Genomic DNA, 16,306 nt, shown 5'->3' on the forward strand with positions numbered 1-16,306 from the left:
ATGAGCTTAGCTCTTTTTTATGAAAATTCATTGACGATTATTTTAAACTAGTAACTTCTTTCTGTATATTATTGTTCTTCATAGACTAAGGGAAACCCATTGGGAATAGTATGAAACGGGAGGTGAAATGGAATGAAACATTACACAATGCATACGTTTCGAATTTTACTTGGTGTGATTTTCTTAAGCGCTGGTGTGAATGGGTTTATTGTGTTTTTAGGATTTGAATCCCTTTTTCCAACGAGCAAAGAAGCAATGATTCTCTTTCAATTTGATTATTTATTAATTGGGGAAAAAGCGCTAGAAATCCTTTGTGGCACCCTTTTATTACTAAATCGATTTGTGCCATTAGCGGTCGCTGCTTTATTACCAATTATCGTGAATATCTTTTTATTACACGTTTTTGTTGAACCTTCGTTGCTTATTTTGGCTATTATTCTTATTATTTTTGAGCTTTATTTATTAATTTACTATAAAGGAAATTTCATTCTATTATTTGAGAAAAAACCTTCATCATAAACAAAGGTGTTCCAAATTATTTTGGAACACCTTTCTCATTGAGCTTCAATTTCATCCCATCATTTAATTGCCTTTTATCAATCATGGAACATGCTATTTTCAATAAAGGTAAAACTAATAAAAAGACAAATAACAAACGGAACATTTGGAACACCGTTACAGTTATAACATCCGCCCCAATTGCTGTCGCAAGAAGACTCATTTGATCCAGCCCCCCTGCTGCTGTACTGAGGAAGCTAGTCGGTAACGAATAATCAAGGAAATAAATTAATAAAAGTCCTTGTGCGAAAGTGGCTACCATTAATAATATGGCACTCCCCACCCCTAATAAGAGAACTTTTTTTCCTAGTTTAATCATATTAGGTTTTAGAAGTAATCCGATATATGCTCCCATTAACAGTTGGGCAATATGTAATAAGTATCCTGGTAACTCTGGGGTTTCCACGGAAAAAAATGATAAAACAATAATAAATAGAATCGGTGTTAAAAAAAACGGCACTGGAATTTTTAGTTTTTTGCCAAACCAAACGGTAGCTCCTGAAGCTAATAATAATAACAGAATAGGGATAATTTCATTAACGGAAAAACCCGCTCCCCCTTCTGCTTGGACAACATGACCAGAAAGAACGAAAGGAATCAACATGACAATACTAATAACACGAACAACATGAAAGTAAGTAACAACAGCTAAATCGATATCCTTTTCCTCTTCTGCAAACAAAACAATTTGTCCTAATCCACCAGGAACCGTACATGTTAAAGCGGTTTTTAACGGTACATTTCCTATTTTCTGTACACCAAAGGCCATCAAAACACTAATAATGACTAACACCACATTGAGAATCAACATAAAAAAAATTAACCATCCCATGCCAGCAAATACAGAAAACTGAAAGGTTTGACCGATAGAGACACCTACTATAATTAACCCAACATTCCTTAATTGAACTGGCCAATAAAGTTCATATTTAATAAAAAATTGACTAATTAGTACTGCAAATAAAGGACCAAGCATCCAAGGGACAGGGAAGTTTAGAAAATCAAATACAAATGCCCCTATAAGGCTTATGATTGTAACTAAACCAATGGATTTTAAATGCAAAGGGAAACCTTCTTTCAAAAGAATAGTAATATATGTATTAGAGTACCATAAATTAAAAGATGTGAAAGTCACTTTTCAAGATAACCGATATCGAGATTAAAGAAAAAAGCCGCATTCCAATCATTGCGGCTAGATTTTATACAATATTATTTTTTCTCCATAACAGCAAAATAATTATCCTCATGATCAGCAAAATTAAATACTTTCCCGGAAGGTAAATTGACCATTTCCCCTAAAGTCACTTCTTTATTTGCTAATTCACCATATAATTGCTCTACATCATTGGAATAAAACATTAGCGAAGGTGTTCCGAGATTTAATTCTGGCTCCATGTTCGCGATGAATTGTTTATCATGTAAAACGATACTCGTTTGAGCATCACTTTTTGGAGCTACCTCTATCCATCTCATTTCTTGTTCACTATCTTCTTCTACTATTACTGTAAACCCTAACTTCTCCGTCCAAAATTTCACCGCTTCATCTTGATTATTCACATATAGCATGACTTGACCTAATACATTAATCAAATGTTCCACCCACTTTTCTAAAATTTATAAACCCCTACCCCATATTAAAACCACTCAAAGAATGTAGATTAAAATTCTTTAGTATTACTTTCTAAATACAGATGAAAAACTCCTTCATCCAAAGGTAATTGTCTGAACATGTTTTAAATAGGCCTGGACCTTTTTGACTTCAGTAAACGAATAATTAAATTGAAGCTGATTTGCTACTTCCAATGTTAGCTCTTCAAACAAATTCGTCATCGTCAATAATGCATCCCAAATGTTATCGATATTTCCTTTCGGATACGTGTTAAGGAGTGTATTCCAAATATCTTTTTCCAAATACCTCTCCAAGTACTTACCGTTTTTGCCGATACTTACAGTAAAGTTCGTTTCAATTCCTACTTTCCATTCAAGCATTTTCAATAACATACTTCTTATAATTTGTAGATGATCCATTGCATAAAGAATTTCATTTCGCCATAACCCTTTTGCAACATATGTAGAAACCCACCAAAACTCATTCGTACAATCATTAAATACCTGTTGGGAAGGTTTCTTTACCCAATAGTCTTCATCAGTTGGTGAAGGTAACTTCGGAAAAATGTGATCTTTATCTAACAACACTTTGGCTAATTTGTCGTCTTGTATCCATTCGTTACTTTTTTCAACTGGCCAAAGGGTCAAGTCAATGCGGTTTCCGTCTGTAAAAAGCATTAAATAAGCATATTGATCGCGATTAGATGGATACAAAACAGAATGATCTGGCCTTTGCATAATAATAAGTTCACCGAACACTTTTATCCAATCTACACGATTTATAAATGAATCCATATCCGTGACAAAATAAACAATGTCATAATCTTGAAAGGGATCTTTAGGTACCTTTAAGTTTGTTCTAGACCCATTCATACCAACTGCCCTAATCCGCTCATCCTGCTCAGCAAACTTTTTTATTAAATCGATCATTACCTTTTCCGAGCGCATTTTTGTCCCCCTATCAAGTCCTAACCATCGTCGTAAACTGTGCTTTATCTGAACAAAACTCAGCTTTTTTCTTAAAACCCAACTTTTCGTATAAATGTACTGCTCTTTTATTAAAAGTAGCGACGGTTAAACGGATTGGAACCCCTTTATATTTCCTTTCAATCGATTGGAGAATAAAAGAACAAAAGAAAAATCCATTCCCTTGTCCAACATATTTAGGATTCATTCCTAACCCCATATCAATACAACTTTCTCGATAAGCATTCACTTGATGACCAATAGGAACTTGTGCCGATTCTCCAATACAAAAATAACCAAACAACTCTCCATCTTCATTTTCGATCGCGTAATAATATCCATCTAAAAGTTCTTTTCTATTATCTTCTGTATCAACACTATTATAAAAATCATATGGTATATGGTATTTCCAGCTTAATATTTCTTTCGCAAATAGTTCATTCATCGTATTTATTTGTAAATGCATGTTCGAACACCTCCTTTTTGCTGTTCAAAATAAAACTACCTATTTTAATAAAACGAGTAGTTTCTCCTAAACTAGAAGTTTTAATTTAAATAGTAACGATTTAATATTTAATTTCTTCGTCATAAAGACACTATTTGGATCTTCAACGTAGTTTGCAAAGGGCTCACAATATGTAAAACCAAAATTCGTATATAATCTTCGTGCTGGTTCAAAGGCATCCATTGAACCAGTTTCTAAGCTAAGACGTTGATACCCCCTCTTTATTGCTTCCTCCAAAATATGTTGTAGAATTTGTCTAGCCACCCCTTTTCTTAAATGGTCAGGGGAAGTTTTCATCGATTTAATCTCACCGTGGTCTTTAGAAAGCTCTTTTAAAGCCCCACATCCTAGTAATTCTTCCCCTTCCCATGCACTCCAAAAAGTAATATCCGGACTTTTTAATTGCTCCAAATTTAATGCATGAATGCTTTCCGGCGGAGATTTTTCCCCCATATTTTGAAGATGGTCACCTATTAATCGGGTAATTTTTGTTCCTGTTAAATCGTCTAATTTAATTTCCATAGATTACTCTCCTATCAATTTTAGCAATTACAAATCATGACTACATTGCCATCTAGGTCTTGAATGTTAAACCAAGCCATTTCTCCTACTCTTTCTATTTCTCTTACAACTTCATATCCTATTTCTTTAATATACTGGTAGGCTTCATCAATATTTGGTGTATAAAAATTGAAAATGGGACTTGGACTAACATAATGTTTAAAATGGGGATCAAAGGAGTGGTCATCTAATGTTAGAGATGTTGTACCGACAACCGGAACATTAAAAACAGGTGATATAACCTTTTCTACATCTAGTTCTATTCCTAAAAGGTCACAATACCATTTTGCCGACTGCTTTAAATTTGTAACGTGAACAAAAATTCCATTCATTTTATTTTTAATTGGTATTATTTTTATCATGTCAGAAATCGCTCCTTTCATTGATGGTTACTTCTTTTCATATAATCCAATGCCAATACCAACTGGATCAACTAAATAGGAAAGATAGAAATCGTCAAACTCCATCTTCTCCCGTACAACCTTCGCACCATTTTCTATTGCTTTCTTCACAGCTTCATCAATGGAATCGACTTCAATTTGGATCCGTGTACCATGCGGATAGTCACTAGGACCTTTGCTAATACCACCTATGATCCCCTCTCTTTGACAAGTTGAAATAGACCAGTATTCCCAATCCTGTTCTACAGTTTCCCAACCGAAAACACGACTATAAAATGTTGCAGCCTTTTCAGGTTCCTGACTACTCATTTCAAAACCGATAACTCGAGACATTTTAAATCACCTCCACAAAAGGGCTCCCCTATACTTTCTACAAAAAAGAAATGATTCCTTTATATTCTTTATTCTTTTATTGATTCATTTAAAATTAGAAATCCTTGTTTGAATATGTAAATTGTACGAGTACACCGATAGAATAAAACCTTTTTTACTGAGCAAATTAGACTCTAGGAGGTGAAATCTTTGGGGAACAAAAACAGTAAAGAAACGATGAATGTGAGAACTCATAATCCTTTTGAAACTTATAAACACCTGCATACAAATAAAACAAGCCATAATCATAATCCTGAAGATAACGTAGCAGAAATTGCTGAAGAATTTGATTCAAAAGTTAAAAATAAAAATAATGCAACGAACCATGATAAAAATCAACAATCCAATAAAAGATAAATATTTGGAGGAAAACATCGTGGCAAAGAAAAGAAAACCAAATTTTAAAGAAAAAGAAGATAAGAAAAACAATAATCAAAAAAGCAATCAAGAAATTGCTCAAGAGTTAGATGTCAATGAAGTAAAAAAGAAAGCGAATAAACAAAAAAACAAATAAAAAAATTAAATGCACCATAAGTAGTTTTACTCTTTGGTGCATTTCTATTTACATCAAATTATTTGCAGAAGCTAACGTTTTATACTTCTCGATCATCTTTTAATCCTCAAAAATATCCCTTAAAAAACGTTCGCGATTTTCTAAAAAATACTTTGTAATTTGGTAATGACTCGTTTCTTCATAATTTACTTCTTCAATAGTTCCGTCATCAAAACTATATATCGTTGCATTAGGGTATCCTAATAAAATCGGTGAATGGGTCGCAATAATAAACTGGCTTTCTCCAGATACTACTAAATCATGGATTATTCTTAAAAAAGCAAGTTGTCGTTGAGGGGATAGCGCTGCTTCCGGCTCGTCCAACAAATAAATCCCTTTTCCACTAAATCTGTTGGCGAATAAAGAAATAAAGGATTCCCCATGGGATTGCTCATGTAAAGAAGTACCACCATAGGAATCATAAATACTTTTATGACTTTCTCCAATTTCATCTATATGGGAAGCAAAATGGTAAAAAGATTCTGCTCGAAGAAAGAATCCATTTGATACTTTTGGCAACCAAGAAAGTCTTATGTATTCCCCTAATGCTGATTCCGAACGGTCAACTTTATATGTATTATTCCGACTACCTCCCGCTGTATTAAATCCACATTTATCGGCAATGGCTTCTAAAAGCGTGGATTTACCTGATCCATTTTCACCTACTAAAAACGTAACATTATTTTTTATATCTAAACTTTTTAATGATTGGATAGAAGGTATTGAAAACGGATATTGTTGATAAGAATCAATCCGATCATGTAGTAATTCAATTCTTTTAAGGAACATGGAAACACCTCTTTTAAATATTGAATTGTGCCATGAGAATTTTCTGAATGAAAAGAAATACACCCCAAGAAACAATCCCTACAATAACGGCTAGAATGAAAGAAAAGGAATTTTTTAGCATGAAATAAATGGCTAAAAGCATCACAATAGTAGCTGGCAAACCTAAAATGACACCTAATGTAAAGGATTGGATTTGTTTACTTGTTTCTCCTTGAACGGTTAACCAGAAAATACTGAGTAAACTAATGAGCGGGAGAGCCGCAATTATTCCTCCGTAAAGGGGAAATTTCCTAGCCAACTCTGTTACAGCAGCAATAATAAAAGCCGACGTGAAAAGTTTTATCCAAACCATTATTTCGCCGCCTCACTTAACAAACGAAAGGCTCTCATGACGTTATCTTGCTCTTCTTCGGATAACTTTCCTAAAGCTGCTTTCAGTAAATTTTCATCTAACTCAGTATGTTGCTTTACAACTTGTAATCCAAGTTCTGTAAGTTTTAAATAAACTTTACGTTGATCTTTATCAGAACGCTCCTTCTTAATCCATCCATTGTTCTCCAACTTTTTCACATGCTCTGAAGCTGTATTATGAGAAATAGTCAAAGCTTCTGCCAAAGATCTAACTGTTACACTTTGTTCTTTCTGTAAAATTTGCAAAATACGTACACTTTGGTGAGAAATCGCATGTTCCAATTTTGGATGTAGATAATAATAAATATCCGTAAAATAATTATTTAATTCCATAAAGCACCTCGCATTTATATCGTTTATACAGATTATATCGTATAACACGATATAAACAAAGGTCCATCATCATTTCCCTATAAATAAGGTTTCCATTTTCCACCGCTAAAATGGCAAAACGGTCTGGATTGTTTAATGAAAGCTCCGTACATTCCTTAGGTGAACCTGTAAAACGAAGTTGGTCCTCTGTAATTTGATATTCATCAACCGCCTTTTGATATGTGTCATTATAAAAGTACAATTGCATCTTTTTTCTCCTCCAGAAAGAACATTTGTTCCCGTTTTACCGAATCTGTTATAACAATTCAATAGTTTTTTCAGAAATCTTCGTCAACTCTTCGATGAAATTGATAGCTGTACAAAATATGTTTTTGTTCAAATCCTGCCTTAAAGTAGACATGATTTGCTCGGTTATTTTGATTATTTACACTTAAACGAATTTCTGTAATATGGGAGTGGGAAAACATCTCCGTCAAAACTTCTTTTAATAACAAAGTGCCTAATCCTTGATTTTGAGCTTTTGGAGAAATGGCTAAATATTCTAAGGAGGCCTCCCCTATTTCAGAGTCGATTTCATAGTAGGCGTAACCAACAACGTCATTCATTTCAGATTTCAATACTTTTAAAATACAGTGCTCACTTAATCGATTAATAATTGTTTTCGCATCGTAATAGGTATTGGGAAACATTTCAAAATGTAGCTTTTCAAATGTTGGATAATCCCTTTCTTCGTAAGGTTTACTCCGTATTTCTCCCATCTCATGAAAGTTTTCTTTTTTTATTTCTAAAATTAGATGTTCTCCTGTTTTTGCAGCACCTATTTCATTTAAAAATTGTTGTTGAGTTATGTTTTCTTTATTAACAAAAAAATAAAACTCGCTTATTGAAGAATTTCCCTTTACAACTTGCTCCCATAATTGATGCTGTAGAGGTAGAGAAACTATTTGCAGAAAAGGTCCCCACACTTCTGCACTAGTTCCAGTCTAACCCAATTGCCGTAATTATTACTCCATCTTGATTTTTAGCTATCCAAAAGGAAATTCCATCCTTTTCATGGACAAAATCTTCCTTTAACGTTTTATAAATTTCCTCTTCAACTTCTCCACAATATCCAATATGAAATTGCTTTTGGTTATTTAATTTCGCCAAAAACCGGGATAACTCAATTAAATTTTGTGCCTTCTCCATTGACCATTTTTCCCCCTTTGTCTTATAAAATATTTCGCCACCCAATTCGTAAAACCTTTCAATAGCATGAAAAAAGCGCCTCCTCATAAGGAAGCGCTTCTAGCATGATAAACTTAGTGAATATCTCTTTTTCTGAAATTACCGCCTTTTACTTCAGCAACGTCATAAACCGTTACAAAGGCATGGGGGTCAATTTCCTGAATGATTTCTTTTATTTTACTTTCTTCTAAACGGTTAATTACACATGTTATCTCTTTGAATAATTCATTCGAATAGCCACCGTATGCATCTTTATATGTAGCACTTCGACCTAAACGATCCCTGATTGTTTCCACCATTACTTCTGGATGTGAAGTAATAATTTTAAAGGTTTTTGAACCGCTTAACCCTTCCTCTACGATATGAATTACTTTAGATGCTATAAAATAGGCAATCCCTGAAAGAATGGCACCTTGTAATCCGAATACTGTAGAAACAATAATGAATACAAATAAGTTTAAAAATAAGATTAAATCACTTGTTCCAAAGGGTAACTTTTTAGAAAGTAATACTGCTAACATATCAATACCATCTAGGGCACCACCGTTACGCAAGGCAAGACCCATACCAAAGCCGAGAATGACACCACCGACAACTGTAACGAGCAATGTATCTCCTTTAATAATAGCTGGTACATGGTGCATAAGAACCGTTCCAATTGCTAATGACGCAATTCCAATTACCGAATAAATAGCGAAACTTTTCCCGATTTGTTTATAACCTAACCAAACAAAAGGAATGTTGATGATTGCAATTAAAACGCCTAATGGTATACCGAATAACTGTGAGCCAACAATACTCAGACCCGTTACCCCACCGTCAGAAACATTATTTGGGATGAGGACCGCTTCTAGTCCGTAGGCTGCGATTAGTCCACCAAGGATAATCAAAATCGATTTTGATAAAAATTTTACTATCTTAGGTTTACGTTTTTTCTCTTTATTCATTTCATTTCCCCTATCCAAATTAAAATTAAATATTGTATACAGTACTGTTTAATCTATGTAATAAGATTTTGATACTCCTACTTAATTATAGTAGTACAGAAACGATTATCAAAATCATAAGTCTTCTTATTTAAATGTAGTATGGCATTTAATACGAAAAAATACTTTATTTTATTACCAAGGATCCACACCTTTCAATCACCACCATTGATATTTGTAATATTTTAACAGTATAATAATTACAAGAAACGGTTGACTTCATGAGATTTTTACAGCTGCTTAAAATATCGTTTTGACGTTATGAATCAAATGAAGGGGAGCTAAATTATGGGGATGAAACTGAGTGAACAATTTCAACGTTTTGCAAAATACGAGTGTGAAAATTCTAGTAAATTATATGAAGTACTTTCCTATCAAATAGCTGAGGACGCTGAATTACTCGATATTGTTACCACCATTCCAACAGGTCAGCCTAAACCGAATTTACTTTTCGCCATCGTCCACTATTTATTATTTGAAAAGGATGAATCATTAAAAAATTACTATCCTACCTTTTCAGATCATCTACTTCCTGCTGAAGAAGCTTTTTTACCCTTTAAACAATTTGTATTAAAACATGAACAATCTCTAAATGAACTTTTTCAAACGAAGCTTGTACAGACGAATGAAGTTCGGAGATGTGCTTATTTATATCCAATGCTTGCAGAAATTTTGAAGAACATAAACAACCATTAGCATTAGTTGAAATTGGTACAAGCGCTGGTCTTCAGCTTGGCGTGGATCAATATAATTATTTATATAATGGGGAAATTTCCGTTACGAACTCCAAAACACCCGTTATAATCTCATCTGAAAATATCGGCACTCCATTACCAAATGCCATTTATACAACCCCGAAAGTGAAAACACGGATAGGAGTGGACTTGAACCCGATTGATTTAAAGGATGAAAACGAATTAAGATGGCTACAAGCCCTTATTTGGCCCGAACATCATGAACGGAGAGAATTATTAAAGGAAGCGGCTAATGTTGTAACACAGCTCCATCTTCAATTAGTTCGAGGAGATGGGATTGCTAAATTGGAGGATCTATGTGAGCTTATTCCTGAAGGTGAAATGATTGTCGTTTTTCATACTCACGTGGCAAATCAAATCCCAATGGAAGGACGACAACAGCTAGTTGAAAAGTTGAGTAAAATAAGTACAAAACGTCCGTTATATCATTGCTATAACAATATGTACGATCCGAATTTACATCAAGATTATATATATGATGGAGAAATCATTGAAAAAAGAATGATGGAAAATACAGATGGTCATGCAAGATGGTTTAATTGGGCAAAGTAGAATAAAGCATCCCCCATAATTTGGGGGATGTTGTCATTCCTTTTCAAATGAATAGTTTTTTTCCACTTTACAAATTTTTAAAGAATATCCTTTATACCATTCGGATTTCCCTTTTTCCTTAGCAACTTTATGGGCAGTATGCTCTCTCCACTGTTGAATTGCTTCTAAAGAATCCCAATAGGATACCATAATTCCTAATTCATCATCTCGAACACTTTCTATCCCTAAAAAGCCCTCTTGGCTAGATGCTAAAGCTGTCATTTTCTCTGCCATCGTGCCGTATCCTTTGTCTACACCCGTTCCCTTTGACGTGAAGATCACTGCATAATAAGGTGGTTCATGAATTGTCGTAGCTTCGTTCATCTCAGGTGCCCTCCTTCACTACTTTCTATAGGATATTCCTTCTTTTTCTCTAGTTATACCTAAATAACAAATAAAAAATGCGTCTTCTCATATGAAAACGCAGAAAACTAAAACTATTAAACCATTAGATTAATGATTGATTTCCTTTGTCAGCAAGACCCCGTCCGATAACATTAGCGGATATTGGCTTTTTCCCTAGCTCTCTTGACCAAATGGATAATTGGCCAATGTGGTGAATTTCATGGGCAATGATATGGCGTACAATTTCACCCCAAGTGTCTGTTACTACTCTTCCATCTGGTAAAGTTTCGGTAAATAAACGACTTTCCATACTCGCATCCCAGTTATTCACAAAGCCCTCTACTTCTTCTTTAAACCGAGCATCTAGTTGTCGCACCTTTTCTAAACTACTAAACTTTTCAAAATCCTCTTGAAAATCAGGTTTACCTTGTATTTGGCGGATCCAACTCCACTCTACGTCTACGATATGGAAAAGAGTTTTTAATATACTCTCCATCCCTCCCGTACGTTGCCGTAATAACTCCTCTTCTGGCAACTCCTCACACCATTTATACCATTCTTCTCTTACCATCCAATTATATCGAAAGAACATTTTCATCTTTTTTTCGCTCCTTTATGTCTTTACTAGAAAACAAGCAACTTATTATATATATTCATTGGAATACAATTTATGTTTATTTAATTTCTCCTAATCTTTCTGCTAATACAATGGATAAGAGAATACTTAGTCCTCCGAATATGCAAAACGCAACGATTAATGTATCTGGCTGTACATTGATAAAGGATGAAAAATTAGGCGCCTGAATTGCAATAATTGAACAAACAATCGTTGGAAATACAGCTCTTTTCCATATACCGAACAAAAATAACGGAATAAATGTAATAATCGTTGCTTTGAAAGCAGTCGTTATCATCGTAGTTATAAACGTAATGATGTCATCAATTGTTGGCTGCCCATTGATAATCGGGATAAATTGATCAACGGTGAAAATGACGATACCTGATAGAAAAAAGGAAAGGATTGTTGTAATAAAAACGGCAAAAGCTATAAACAAAATTTTCGCTATAAACAACTTTCTTCTACTAATCGGATAACCGAAAGATAAGGACATCGTTTTTGATTTATACTCTTCAATAAATACATGATTAATTAAAGATGCCCCAAATAATACCATGCCTAATTGGATAAAGGAATTCAGTTCAATGGCAAGGGCGTAACTTTCGTTAAAAAATGGAATAATAGAGTCAATAAAGAATGGAGGAAGGATCATGAGAATCCCTAAGTAAATCGCCAACTCTCCGATAACTAAAGGTCGTTTTAATTTTTTCCATTCAAGTATCATTAATTTAGCCAACTTTGCCACCTCCGTTAATTTGTGCATAATAATAATCTTCTAAAGAACTTGTATGCTTCTGAATTTCTTCAATGTCCACACCATGAACAATTAACATTTTTGTAATGTCTGATTGGGAATGATTCAGATCGTAAATTCGAATTCGATTGTTCTGGATGATTTTCATATTGGATATTTGAAGTTCACTTTCTATCAAATAAACTGCTTTCTCTACATTTGGTGTTTGAAGTTCAATGTAATCCGTTCGCTGTTTTCGAATTTCTTCAATAGAAATTTCATTTATTAACTTACCTTTATCGATTACTCCTATACGGTTAACGATTTGTTCCATCTCTCCTAAGATGTGACTCGATAATAGAAAGGTAATCCCGTAATCTTGATTGAGCATTAATATTAAATCCCGAATATCTTTAATACCAATTGGATCTAAACCATTCGTTGGTTCATCTAAAATAATCAATTCCGGTTTCGTAATGATTGCCCGCGCAATTCCTAATCGTTGTTTCATCCCAAGGGAAAAATCCTTTACTCGCCCGTTTTCGTTTCCCTTTAAATGAACCATATTTAAAGCTTGCTTAATAGCAACTTCGTCATAATAGCCTAAATAGTCACAATGGATTTTTAAGTTTTCCATCGCTGTTAAATGTTCGAAAAAGGTAGGATATTCAATAATGCTTCCGACTCTCTTTAGAGCAGCCTTTGAACGATTAGTAAGCTTATGCCCAAAAAGTTCAATTTCACCGCTTGTTGAAGAAGTGATCCCTGTGAGCATTTTCATAATCGTCGTTTTCCCAGCCCCGTTTTGACCAAGGAAACCATATATTTCTCCCTTTTTAATGTGTAAATTAATATTTGAAACTAGTTCTTTCCCTTTTACTTTTTTCGTCAGACCTGTTGTTTTTACGATATATTCCAAATCGCCTCTCCCCTTTCTGTTACCCTTATCATAAGCAACAGACTTTTTTTTTTCTTTCTAAAACCTTACAAATTTCTTAAGTTTTCTATGTATAAAAAAGAAAAGATTATAAAAGTTGATTTGACGACTTTTAAAGTCCCACTACTAGTAGGTTATCCGGTTAAAGACACACGTAAATACCGTTTTTTCGTAAGGTTTACTTTTTAAGAAGATAGAGCCTTTCATCCCTTCCACTAACCGTTTTGTAATACTTAAACCGAGTCCACTTCCTTGAAATTCGGGATTCCGCGCATCATTCAACGTATACAGCCGTTCAAATACAAGCTCTTGCTCCTTTTCTGCAATGCCCTTTCCTTGATCCCAAACATCTATAGCAATATTATCCGCTTCTTCTCGTACCGTTAAGCCAATGATACCTCCCTCACTACCATAACGAAGGGCGTTAGAAATTAAATTACTCAATACACGATTTAACGCTTCTTCATTTCCAAGAATAAAATAATCTTGTTCAGGAATGTCCAGTTCCACTTGCAATTTTTTTGACTGAAGTAAATGGTAAAATTCCAGCACATTTTTCCTGCAAATCTCGCTTACAGACACCTTTGTTAACGGAATAGAATAATCCCCAGATTCCAATTTCACTAAATCAAAAAATCGATGAATTAATTCGATTACTTGCTCTGTTTTTTTATAAAGTTGGTGCGTAACTATTGTACGTTCTTCTTTTTGCATCATTTTATCCATCATTAATTTCTCTACATATCCTAAAATGACCGTCAATGGTGTTTTCAAATCGTGGGACATGTTTGAGATCATTTTTCTTAAACTTTCTTTTGTTTTCGAATAATCCGCAATTATTTTTTGATTGAAATCGAGTAGGCGATTTATTTGAATGAGAGCAGTTTGAACCGTTTCCTCATTTGTTATGAACAACACCTTTTCAGCAGACTGTTCATGAAGGATAGAATCTAGTTGTTGACTTAATTCTCTTAAGTTTTTCTTGATTTTGAACTTGGAATAGGATTGCCAACCAATCAGGAGTAATAATAGGACGATGATTACAATCAATAGTAAAATCATGTTCACTCTCCTAATTTGTAACCAATTCCCCAAACGGTTTGAATATATTGGGGGTTGGATGGATCTTCTTCGATTTTTTCTCTTAGTCTTCGAATATGTACGTTAATTACATTTTCATTTCCAAAATAATCATCTTCCCAAATCATTTCGTAAATTTGTTCCTTTGTAAATACACGACTTTTATTCGTCATCATTAGCTTTAACATATGAAATTCCTTTGATGTAAGCTTCACTATCTTATCTTTAACTTGGGCTGTAAATGAATTTAAATCTAATGTCAGTTCTTTGTAGTGTAATGTATTCGCTATCGATTGTTTCTCTACAGTGGAATATTGCGTTGCCCTTCGTATTGCCGCATTTACTCGAGCAGTTAGTTCAATCATAGAAAACGGCTTGCTAATATAGTCGTCGGCTCCAAATCCTAACCCTAATGCTTTATCAATATCGCTACCTTTTGCTGAGATAATTAGTACCGGAACTAAACTAGTTTCCCTAAACTTTTTCAATAACTCCATGCCACTTAATTTCGGAATCATTAAGTCTAGTAAAATTAAATCAAACTTATCTTGTTGAAAATGACTAAGAGCTTCTTCACCATCAAAAGCAGTAATAATCGTAAAGTTTTCGCTCTCTAAGTGACTTTTAATAAGATGACTTATTTCTTTATCATCTTCAACAAGTAAAATAACTTTTTGCATTTTTCCACATCCAATTAGTTTTCATTGTTTAATAAGACCTCTTGTAGTTGATCAACGGAAGGAACGATTAAAGTTGGTTCACACTCTTTTAATTCTTGTAGCGAACCATATCCATAAGTAACGGCAATGAAATCAATTCCCACTTTGTTCGCTCCAATACCATCATATTTCCGATCTCCAATCATTACAAAGTCACATAATGAATGTCCATGATACTGATTTAGTATATACTGAATAATTTCTGCTTTTGAAGAACGGGTTCCATCAAAATGACTACCAACGACAAGTTCAAAAAATGGATCCAGTTGAAAGTACTGTAAAATTTGATTAGCGAATTCAGTAACCTTAGAGGTAGCAACTACTAACTTATATTCCTGTTTTTTCAGTTTCATTAAGAGAGAGGGAATACCGGAATATAATTCATTTTCAAACATTCCCTTTTCTTTAAAACGCTCCCGATAAAATTCAACAGCTTTCTTCGTTTGGCTGTCATCAAAGTTATAAAACTCAGCAAAGGAATGATGTAACGGTGGCCCTATAAACTGTTCTAGATAATCTAAATTAACCTCATCAATGTTCATTTTCTTTAATGCATATTGAACAGAGTTTGTAATACCTTCTTTAGGGTCTGTCAATGTTCCATCTAGGTCAAATAAAATGATTTTATATTTGTTCATAATCGTCTCCTTTATTTCTAATCATCCAACTCATCAATGGAATAAACTTTTAATTGTGGCCAAATGACGTTCCAATTTTTATTGATCCTTCGCACTTCATATAACCTTTTCCCTTCCTTTGTTTCGACTATAAAAGGCGTTGGCTTTACTATTAAATTCACAACATCATGAAAGCCATAGGGTGCCGTTAATTGAAGTTGGTCATTATCATCTATTTTGACACCGATAGCTGTAGCAGTTTCTGGAAATTTAGAAATGGCATCGGTTGAGGATAGATAAGGTTTTACTCCGTTTCTAATATGCATCCGCGCTTCGTTTTTTACTAACTAAGGGATGTCAGGAAAAAGTATTCTTAACTGCTCCTCCAAATCCTTTTCTACTGATTCTCTTAAATTAGTTGGGTCAAAATAAATCACATCAATATCAGGAAGAGGAGTTCTATTTTTATATAAATGGAGCGAATCCCAAATTTTCGAACGAATAAAACCCGCACAAATCCACCAATCTGGTAAATTTAACGTATTTACTACATGTAATATATCCATCATCCATTGATCACTTCGTATTAGTGAAAGTATAGTTTGTTCATTCATTCGTTTAATTTTACTCCTTATAGGTT

The 16,306-nt window shown here is 33.9% G+C and carries 24 protein-coding genes and 2 pseudogenes; 4 read left to right on the top strand and 22 right to left on the bottom strand.

Annotated elements, in window-relative coordinates:
• The first annotated feature begins 132 nt into the window (after positions 1-132).
• Entirely contained in the window at positions 133-519 is a 387-nt protein-coding gene (locus EC501_RS02355; RefSeq protein ID WP_122970684.1) for a hypothetical protein, read from the top strand.
• Positions 520-535: 16 nt separating this feature from the next.
• On the opposite strand, the gene EC501_RS02360 is transcribed toward EC501_RS02355, so the two are convergent.
• From EC501_RS02360 to EC501_RS02390, 7 genes are all read right to left on the bottom strand, one after another.
• The gene (locus EC501_RS02360; RefSeq protein ID WP_241559258.1) at positions 536-1,621 is read right to left on the bottom strand and encodes an AbrB family transcriptional regulator; all 1,086 of its coding nucleotides are present in this window, start codon (positions 1,619-1,621) and stop codon (positions 536-538) included.
• Between the two features lie 146 nt (positions 1,622-1,767).
• Positions 1,768-2,148, bottom strand: coding sequence for a VOC family protein (locus EC501_RS02365; RefSeq protein ID WP_122970685.1), 381 nt, complete (start codon positions 2,146-2,148; stop codon positions 1,768-1,770).
• A gap of 114 nt (positions 2,149-2,262) precedes the next feature.
• On the bottom strand, positions 2,263-3,114 hold the full coding sequence (locus EC501_RS02370) for an aminoglycoside 6-adenylyltransferase (protein WP_122970686.1): 852 nt from the start codon (positions 3,112-3,114) through the stop codon (positions 2,263-2,265).
• A gap of 13 nt (positions 3,115-3,127) precedes the next feature.
• On the bottom strand, positions 3,128-3,598 hold the full coding sequence (locus EC501_RS02375; protein WP_122970687.1) for a GNAT family N-acetyltransferase: 471 nt from the start codon (positions 3,596-3,598) through the stop codon (positions 3,128-3,130).
• 66 nt (positions 3,599-3,664) lie between these two features.
• The gene (locus EC501_RS02380; protein ID WP_122970688.1) at positions 3,665-4,159 is read right to left on the bottom strand and encodes a GNAT family N-acetyltransferase; all 495 of its coding nucleotides are present in this window, start codon (positions 4,157-4,159) and stop codon (positions 3,665-3,667) included.
• Between the two features lie 20 nt (positions 4,160-4,179).
• Positions 4,180-4,560: a VOC family protein gene (locus tag EC501_RS02385; RefSeq protein ID WP_174232633.1), complete on the bottom strand. Its 381-nt coding sequence runs from the start codon at positions 4,558-4,560 to the stop codon at positions 4,180-4,182.
• Positions 4,561-4,587: 27 nt separating this feature from the next.
• Positions 4,588-4,932: a VOC family protein gene (locus EC501_RS02390; protein WP_122970689.1), complete on the bottom strand. Its 345-nt coding sequence runs from the start codon at positions 4,930-4,932 to the stop codon at positions 4,588-4,590.
• A gap of 180 nt (positions 4,933-5,112) precedes the next feature.
• On the opposite strand from EC501_RS02390, the gene EC501_RS02395 reads away from it, so the two are divergent.
• On the top strand, positions 5,113-5,328 hold the full coding sequence (locus EC501_RS02395) for a hypothetical protein (protein ID WP_241559259.1): 216 nt from the start codon (positions 5,113-5,115) through the stop codon (positions 5,326-5,328).
• Positions 5,329-5,347: 19 nt separating this feature from the next.
• Entirely contained in the window at positions 5,348-5,485 is a 138-nt protein-coding gene (locus tag EC501_RS18340; RefSeq protein WP_158599658.1) for a hypothetical protein, read from the top strand.
• 99 nt (positions 5,486-5,584) lie between these two features.
• Here EC501_RS18340 and EC501_RS02400 read toward each other — a convergent pair whose 3' ends face one another.
• The 7 genes from EC501_RS02400 to EC501_RS02430 all read right to left on the bottom strand — a co-directional run bounded on the left by EC501_RS02400 (position 5,585) and on the right by EC501_RS02430 (position 9,231).
• Positions 5,585-6,313, bottom strand: a complete 729-nt coding sequence (locus EC501_RS02400) for an AAA family ATPase (protein ID WP_122970690.1) — start codon at positions 6,311-6,313, stop codon at positions 5,585-5,587.
• Positions 6,314-6,326: 13 nt separating this feature from the next.
• Positions 6,327-6,668, bottom strand: coding sequence for a DUF3147 family protein (locus tag EC501_RS02405; protein WP_174232637.1), 342 nt, complete (start codon positions 6,666-6,668; stop codon positions 6,327-6,329).
• Positions 6,665-7,057: a MarR family winged helix-turn-helix transcriptional regulator gene (locus tag EC501_RS02410; RefSeq protein ID WP_122970692.1), complete on the bottom strand. Its 393-nt coding sequence runs from the start codon at positions 7,055-7,057 to the stop codon at positions 6,665-6,667. Before EC501_RS02410 ends, EC501_RS02405 begins: the two co-directional genes overlap by 4 nt.
• Entirely contained in the window at positions 7,044-7,304 is a 261-nt protein-coding gene (locus EC501_RS02415) for a hypothetical protein (RefSeq protein ID WP_122970693.1), read from the bottom strand. Before EC501_RS02415 ends, EC501_RS02410 begins: the two co-directional genes overlap by 14 nt.
• Before the next feature lie 70 nt (positions 7,305-7,374).
• Positions 7,375-8,022 (bottom strand): GNAT family N-acetyltransferase, encoded by a 648-nt coding sequence (locus EC501_RS02420; protein WP_122970694.1) that lies wholly within the window; start codon positions 8,020-8,022, stop codon positions 7,375-7,377.
• A 7-nt stretch (positions 8,023-8,029) separates the two neighbouring features.
• On the bottom strand, positions 8,030-8,245 hold the full coding sequence (locus EC501_RS02425; protein ID WP_122970695.1) for a hypothetical protein: 216 nt from the start codon (positions 8,243-8,245) through the stop codon (positions 8,030-8,032).
• A gap of 113 nt (positions 8,246-8,358) precedes the next feature.
• Entirely contained in the window at positions 8,359-9,231 is an 873-nt protein-coding gene (locus tag EC501_RS02430; protein ID WP_122970696.1) for a YitT family protein, read from the bottom strand.
• A 333-nt stretch (positions 9,232-9,564) separates the two neighbouring features.
• Between EC501_RS02430 and EC501_RS02435 the strand changes: the two are divergent.
• Positions 9,565-10,577, top strand: a pseudogene (locus EC501_RS02435) (DUF2332 domain-containing protein).
• Between the two features lie 33 nt (positions 10,578-10,610).
• Here EC501_RS02435 and EC501_RS02440 read toward each other — a convergent pair.
• The 8 genes and pseudogenes from EC501_RS02440 to EC501_RS02475 form a co-directional block, all read right to left on the bottom strand.
• Positions 10,611-10,940: an antibiotic biosynthesis monooxygenase family protein gene (locus tag EC501_RS02440; protein WP_122970697.1), complete on the bottom strand. Its 330-nt coding sequence runs from the start codon at positions 10,938-10,940 to the stop codon at positions 10,611-10,613.
• Positions 10,941-11,064: 124 nt separating this feature from the next.
• A complete protein-coding gene (locus EC501_RS02445) occupies positions 11,065-11,559 on the bottom strand; it encodes a DinB family protein (protein ID WP_122970698.1) in 495 nt (164 codons plus the stop codon).
• A gap of 76 nt (positions 11,560-11,635) precedes the next feature.
• Entirely contained in the window at positions 11,636-12,316 is a 681-nt protein-coding gene (locus EC501_RS02450) for an ABC transporter permease (protein WP_122970699.1), read from the bottom strand.
• Positions 12,309-13,232, bottom strand: a complete 924-nt coding sequence (locus EC501_RS02455) for an ABC transporter ATP-binding protein (protein WP_122970700.1) — start codon at positions 13,230-13,232, stop codon at positions 12,309-12,311. Before EC501_RS02455 ends, EC501_RS02450 begins: the two co-directional genes overlap by 8 nt.
• Positions 13,233-13,376: 144 nt before the next feature.
• Complete coding sequence (locus tag EC501_RS02460) at positions 13,377-14,312, bottom strand: sensor histidine kinase (protein ID WP_122970701.1); 936 nt, start codon at positions 14,310-14,312, stop codon at positions 13,377-13,379.
• Positions 14,313-14,314: 2 nt separating this feature from the next.
• On the bottom strand, positions 14,315-15,010 hold the full coding sequence (locus tag EC501_RS02465; protein ID WP_122970702.1) for a response regulator transcription factor: 696 nt from the start codon (positions 15,008-15,010) through the stop codon (positions 14,315-14,317).
• A 14-nt stretch (positions 15,011-15,024) separates the two neighbouring features.
• Positions 15,025-15,687, bottom strand: coding sequence for an HAD family hydrolase (locus EC501_RS02470; protein ID WP_122970703.1), 663 nt, complete (start codon positions 15,685-15,687; stop codon positions 15,025-15,027).
• A 17-nt stretch (positions 15,688-15,704) separates the two neighbouring features.
• A pseudogene (locus EC501_RS02475) lies at positions 15,705-16,280 on the bottom strand (nucleotidyltransferase family protein).
• Positions 16,281-16,306: the final 26 nt, after the last annotated feature.

Origin of the sequence: Lysinibacillus halotolerans, from assembly GCF_003711845.1 — a bacterium.
Classification (GTDB): Bacteria; Bacillota; Bacilli; order Bacillales_A; family Planococcaceae; genus Ureibacillus; species Ureibacillus halotolerans.

What these genes read in the sequence shown, in the direction of transcription:
- EC501_RS02355 (WP_122970684.1), top strand. Translation starts at nt 133, where the DNA reads ATGAAACATTACACAATGCATACGTTTCGAATTTTACTTGGTGTGATT.
- EC501_RS02370 (WP_122970686.1), bottom strand. Translation starts at nt 3,114, where the DNA reads ATGCGCTCGGAAAAGGTAATGATCGATTTAATAAAAAAGTTTGCTGAG.
- EC501_RS02375 (WP_122970687.1), bottom strand. Translation starts at nt 3,598, where the DNA reads ATGCATTTACAAATAAATACGATGAATGAACTATTTGCGAAAGAAATA.
- EC501_RS02380 (WP_122970688.1), bottom strand. Translation starts at nt 4,159, where the DNA reads ATGGAAATTAAATTAGACGATTTAACAGGAACAAAAATTACCCGATTA.
- EC501_RS02385 (WP_174232633.1), bottom strand. Translation starts at nt 4,560, where the DNA reads ATGATAAAAATAATACCAATTAAAAATAAAATGAATGGAATTTTTGTT.
- EC501_RS02390 (WP_122970689.1), bottom strand. Translation starts at nt 4,932, where the DNA reads ATGTCTCGAGTTATCGGTTTTGAAATGAGTAGTCAGGAACCTGAAAAG.
- EC501_RS02400 (WP_122970690.1), bottom strand. Translation starts at nt 6,313, where the DNA reads ATGTTCCTTAAAAGAATTGAATTACTACATGATCGGATTGATTCTTAT.
- EC501_RS02410 (WP_122970692.1), bottom strand. Translation starts at nt 7,057, where the DNA reads ATGGAATTAAATAATTATTTTACGGATATTTATTATTATCTACATCCA.
- EC501_RS02415 (WP_122970693.1), bottom strand. Translation starts at nt 7,304, where the DNA reads ATGCAATTGTACTTTTATAATGACACATATCAAAAGGCGGTTGATGAA.
- EC501_RS02425 (WP_122970695.1), bottom strand. Translation starts at nt 8,245, where the DNA reads ATGGAGAAGGCACAAAATTTAATTGAGTTATCCCGGTTTTTGGCGAAA.
- EC501_RS02430 (WP_122970696.1), bottom strand. Translation starts at nt 9,231, where the DNA reads ATGAATAAAGAGAAAAAACGTAAACCTAAGATAGTAAAATTTTTATCA.
- EC501_RS02440 (WP_122970697.1), bottom strand. Translation starts at nt 10,940, where the DNA reads ATGAACGAAGCTACGACAATTCATGAACCACCTTATTATGCAGTGATC.
- EC501_RS02445 (WP_122970698.1), bottom strand. Translation starts at nt 11,559, where the DNA reads ATGAAAATGTTCTTTCGATATAATTGGATGGTAAGAGAAGAATGGTAT.
- EC501_RS02460 (WP_122970701.1), bottom strand. Translation starts at nt 14,312, where the DNA reads ATGATTTTACTATTGATTGTAATCATCGTCCTATTATTACTCCTGATT.
- EC501_RS02465 (WP_122970702.1), bottom strand. Translation starts at nt 15,010, where the DNA reads ATGCAAAAAGTTATTTTACTTGTTGAAGATGATAAAGAAATAAGTCAT.
- EC501_RS02470 (WP_122970703.1), bottom strand. Translation starts at nt 15,687, where the DNA reads ATGAACAAATATAAAATCATTTTATTTGACCTAGATGGAACATTGACA.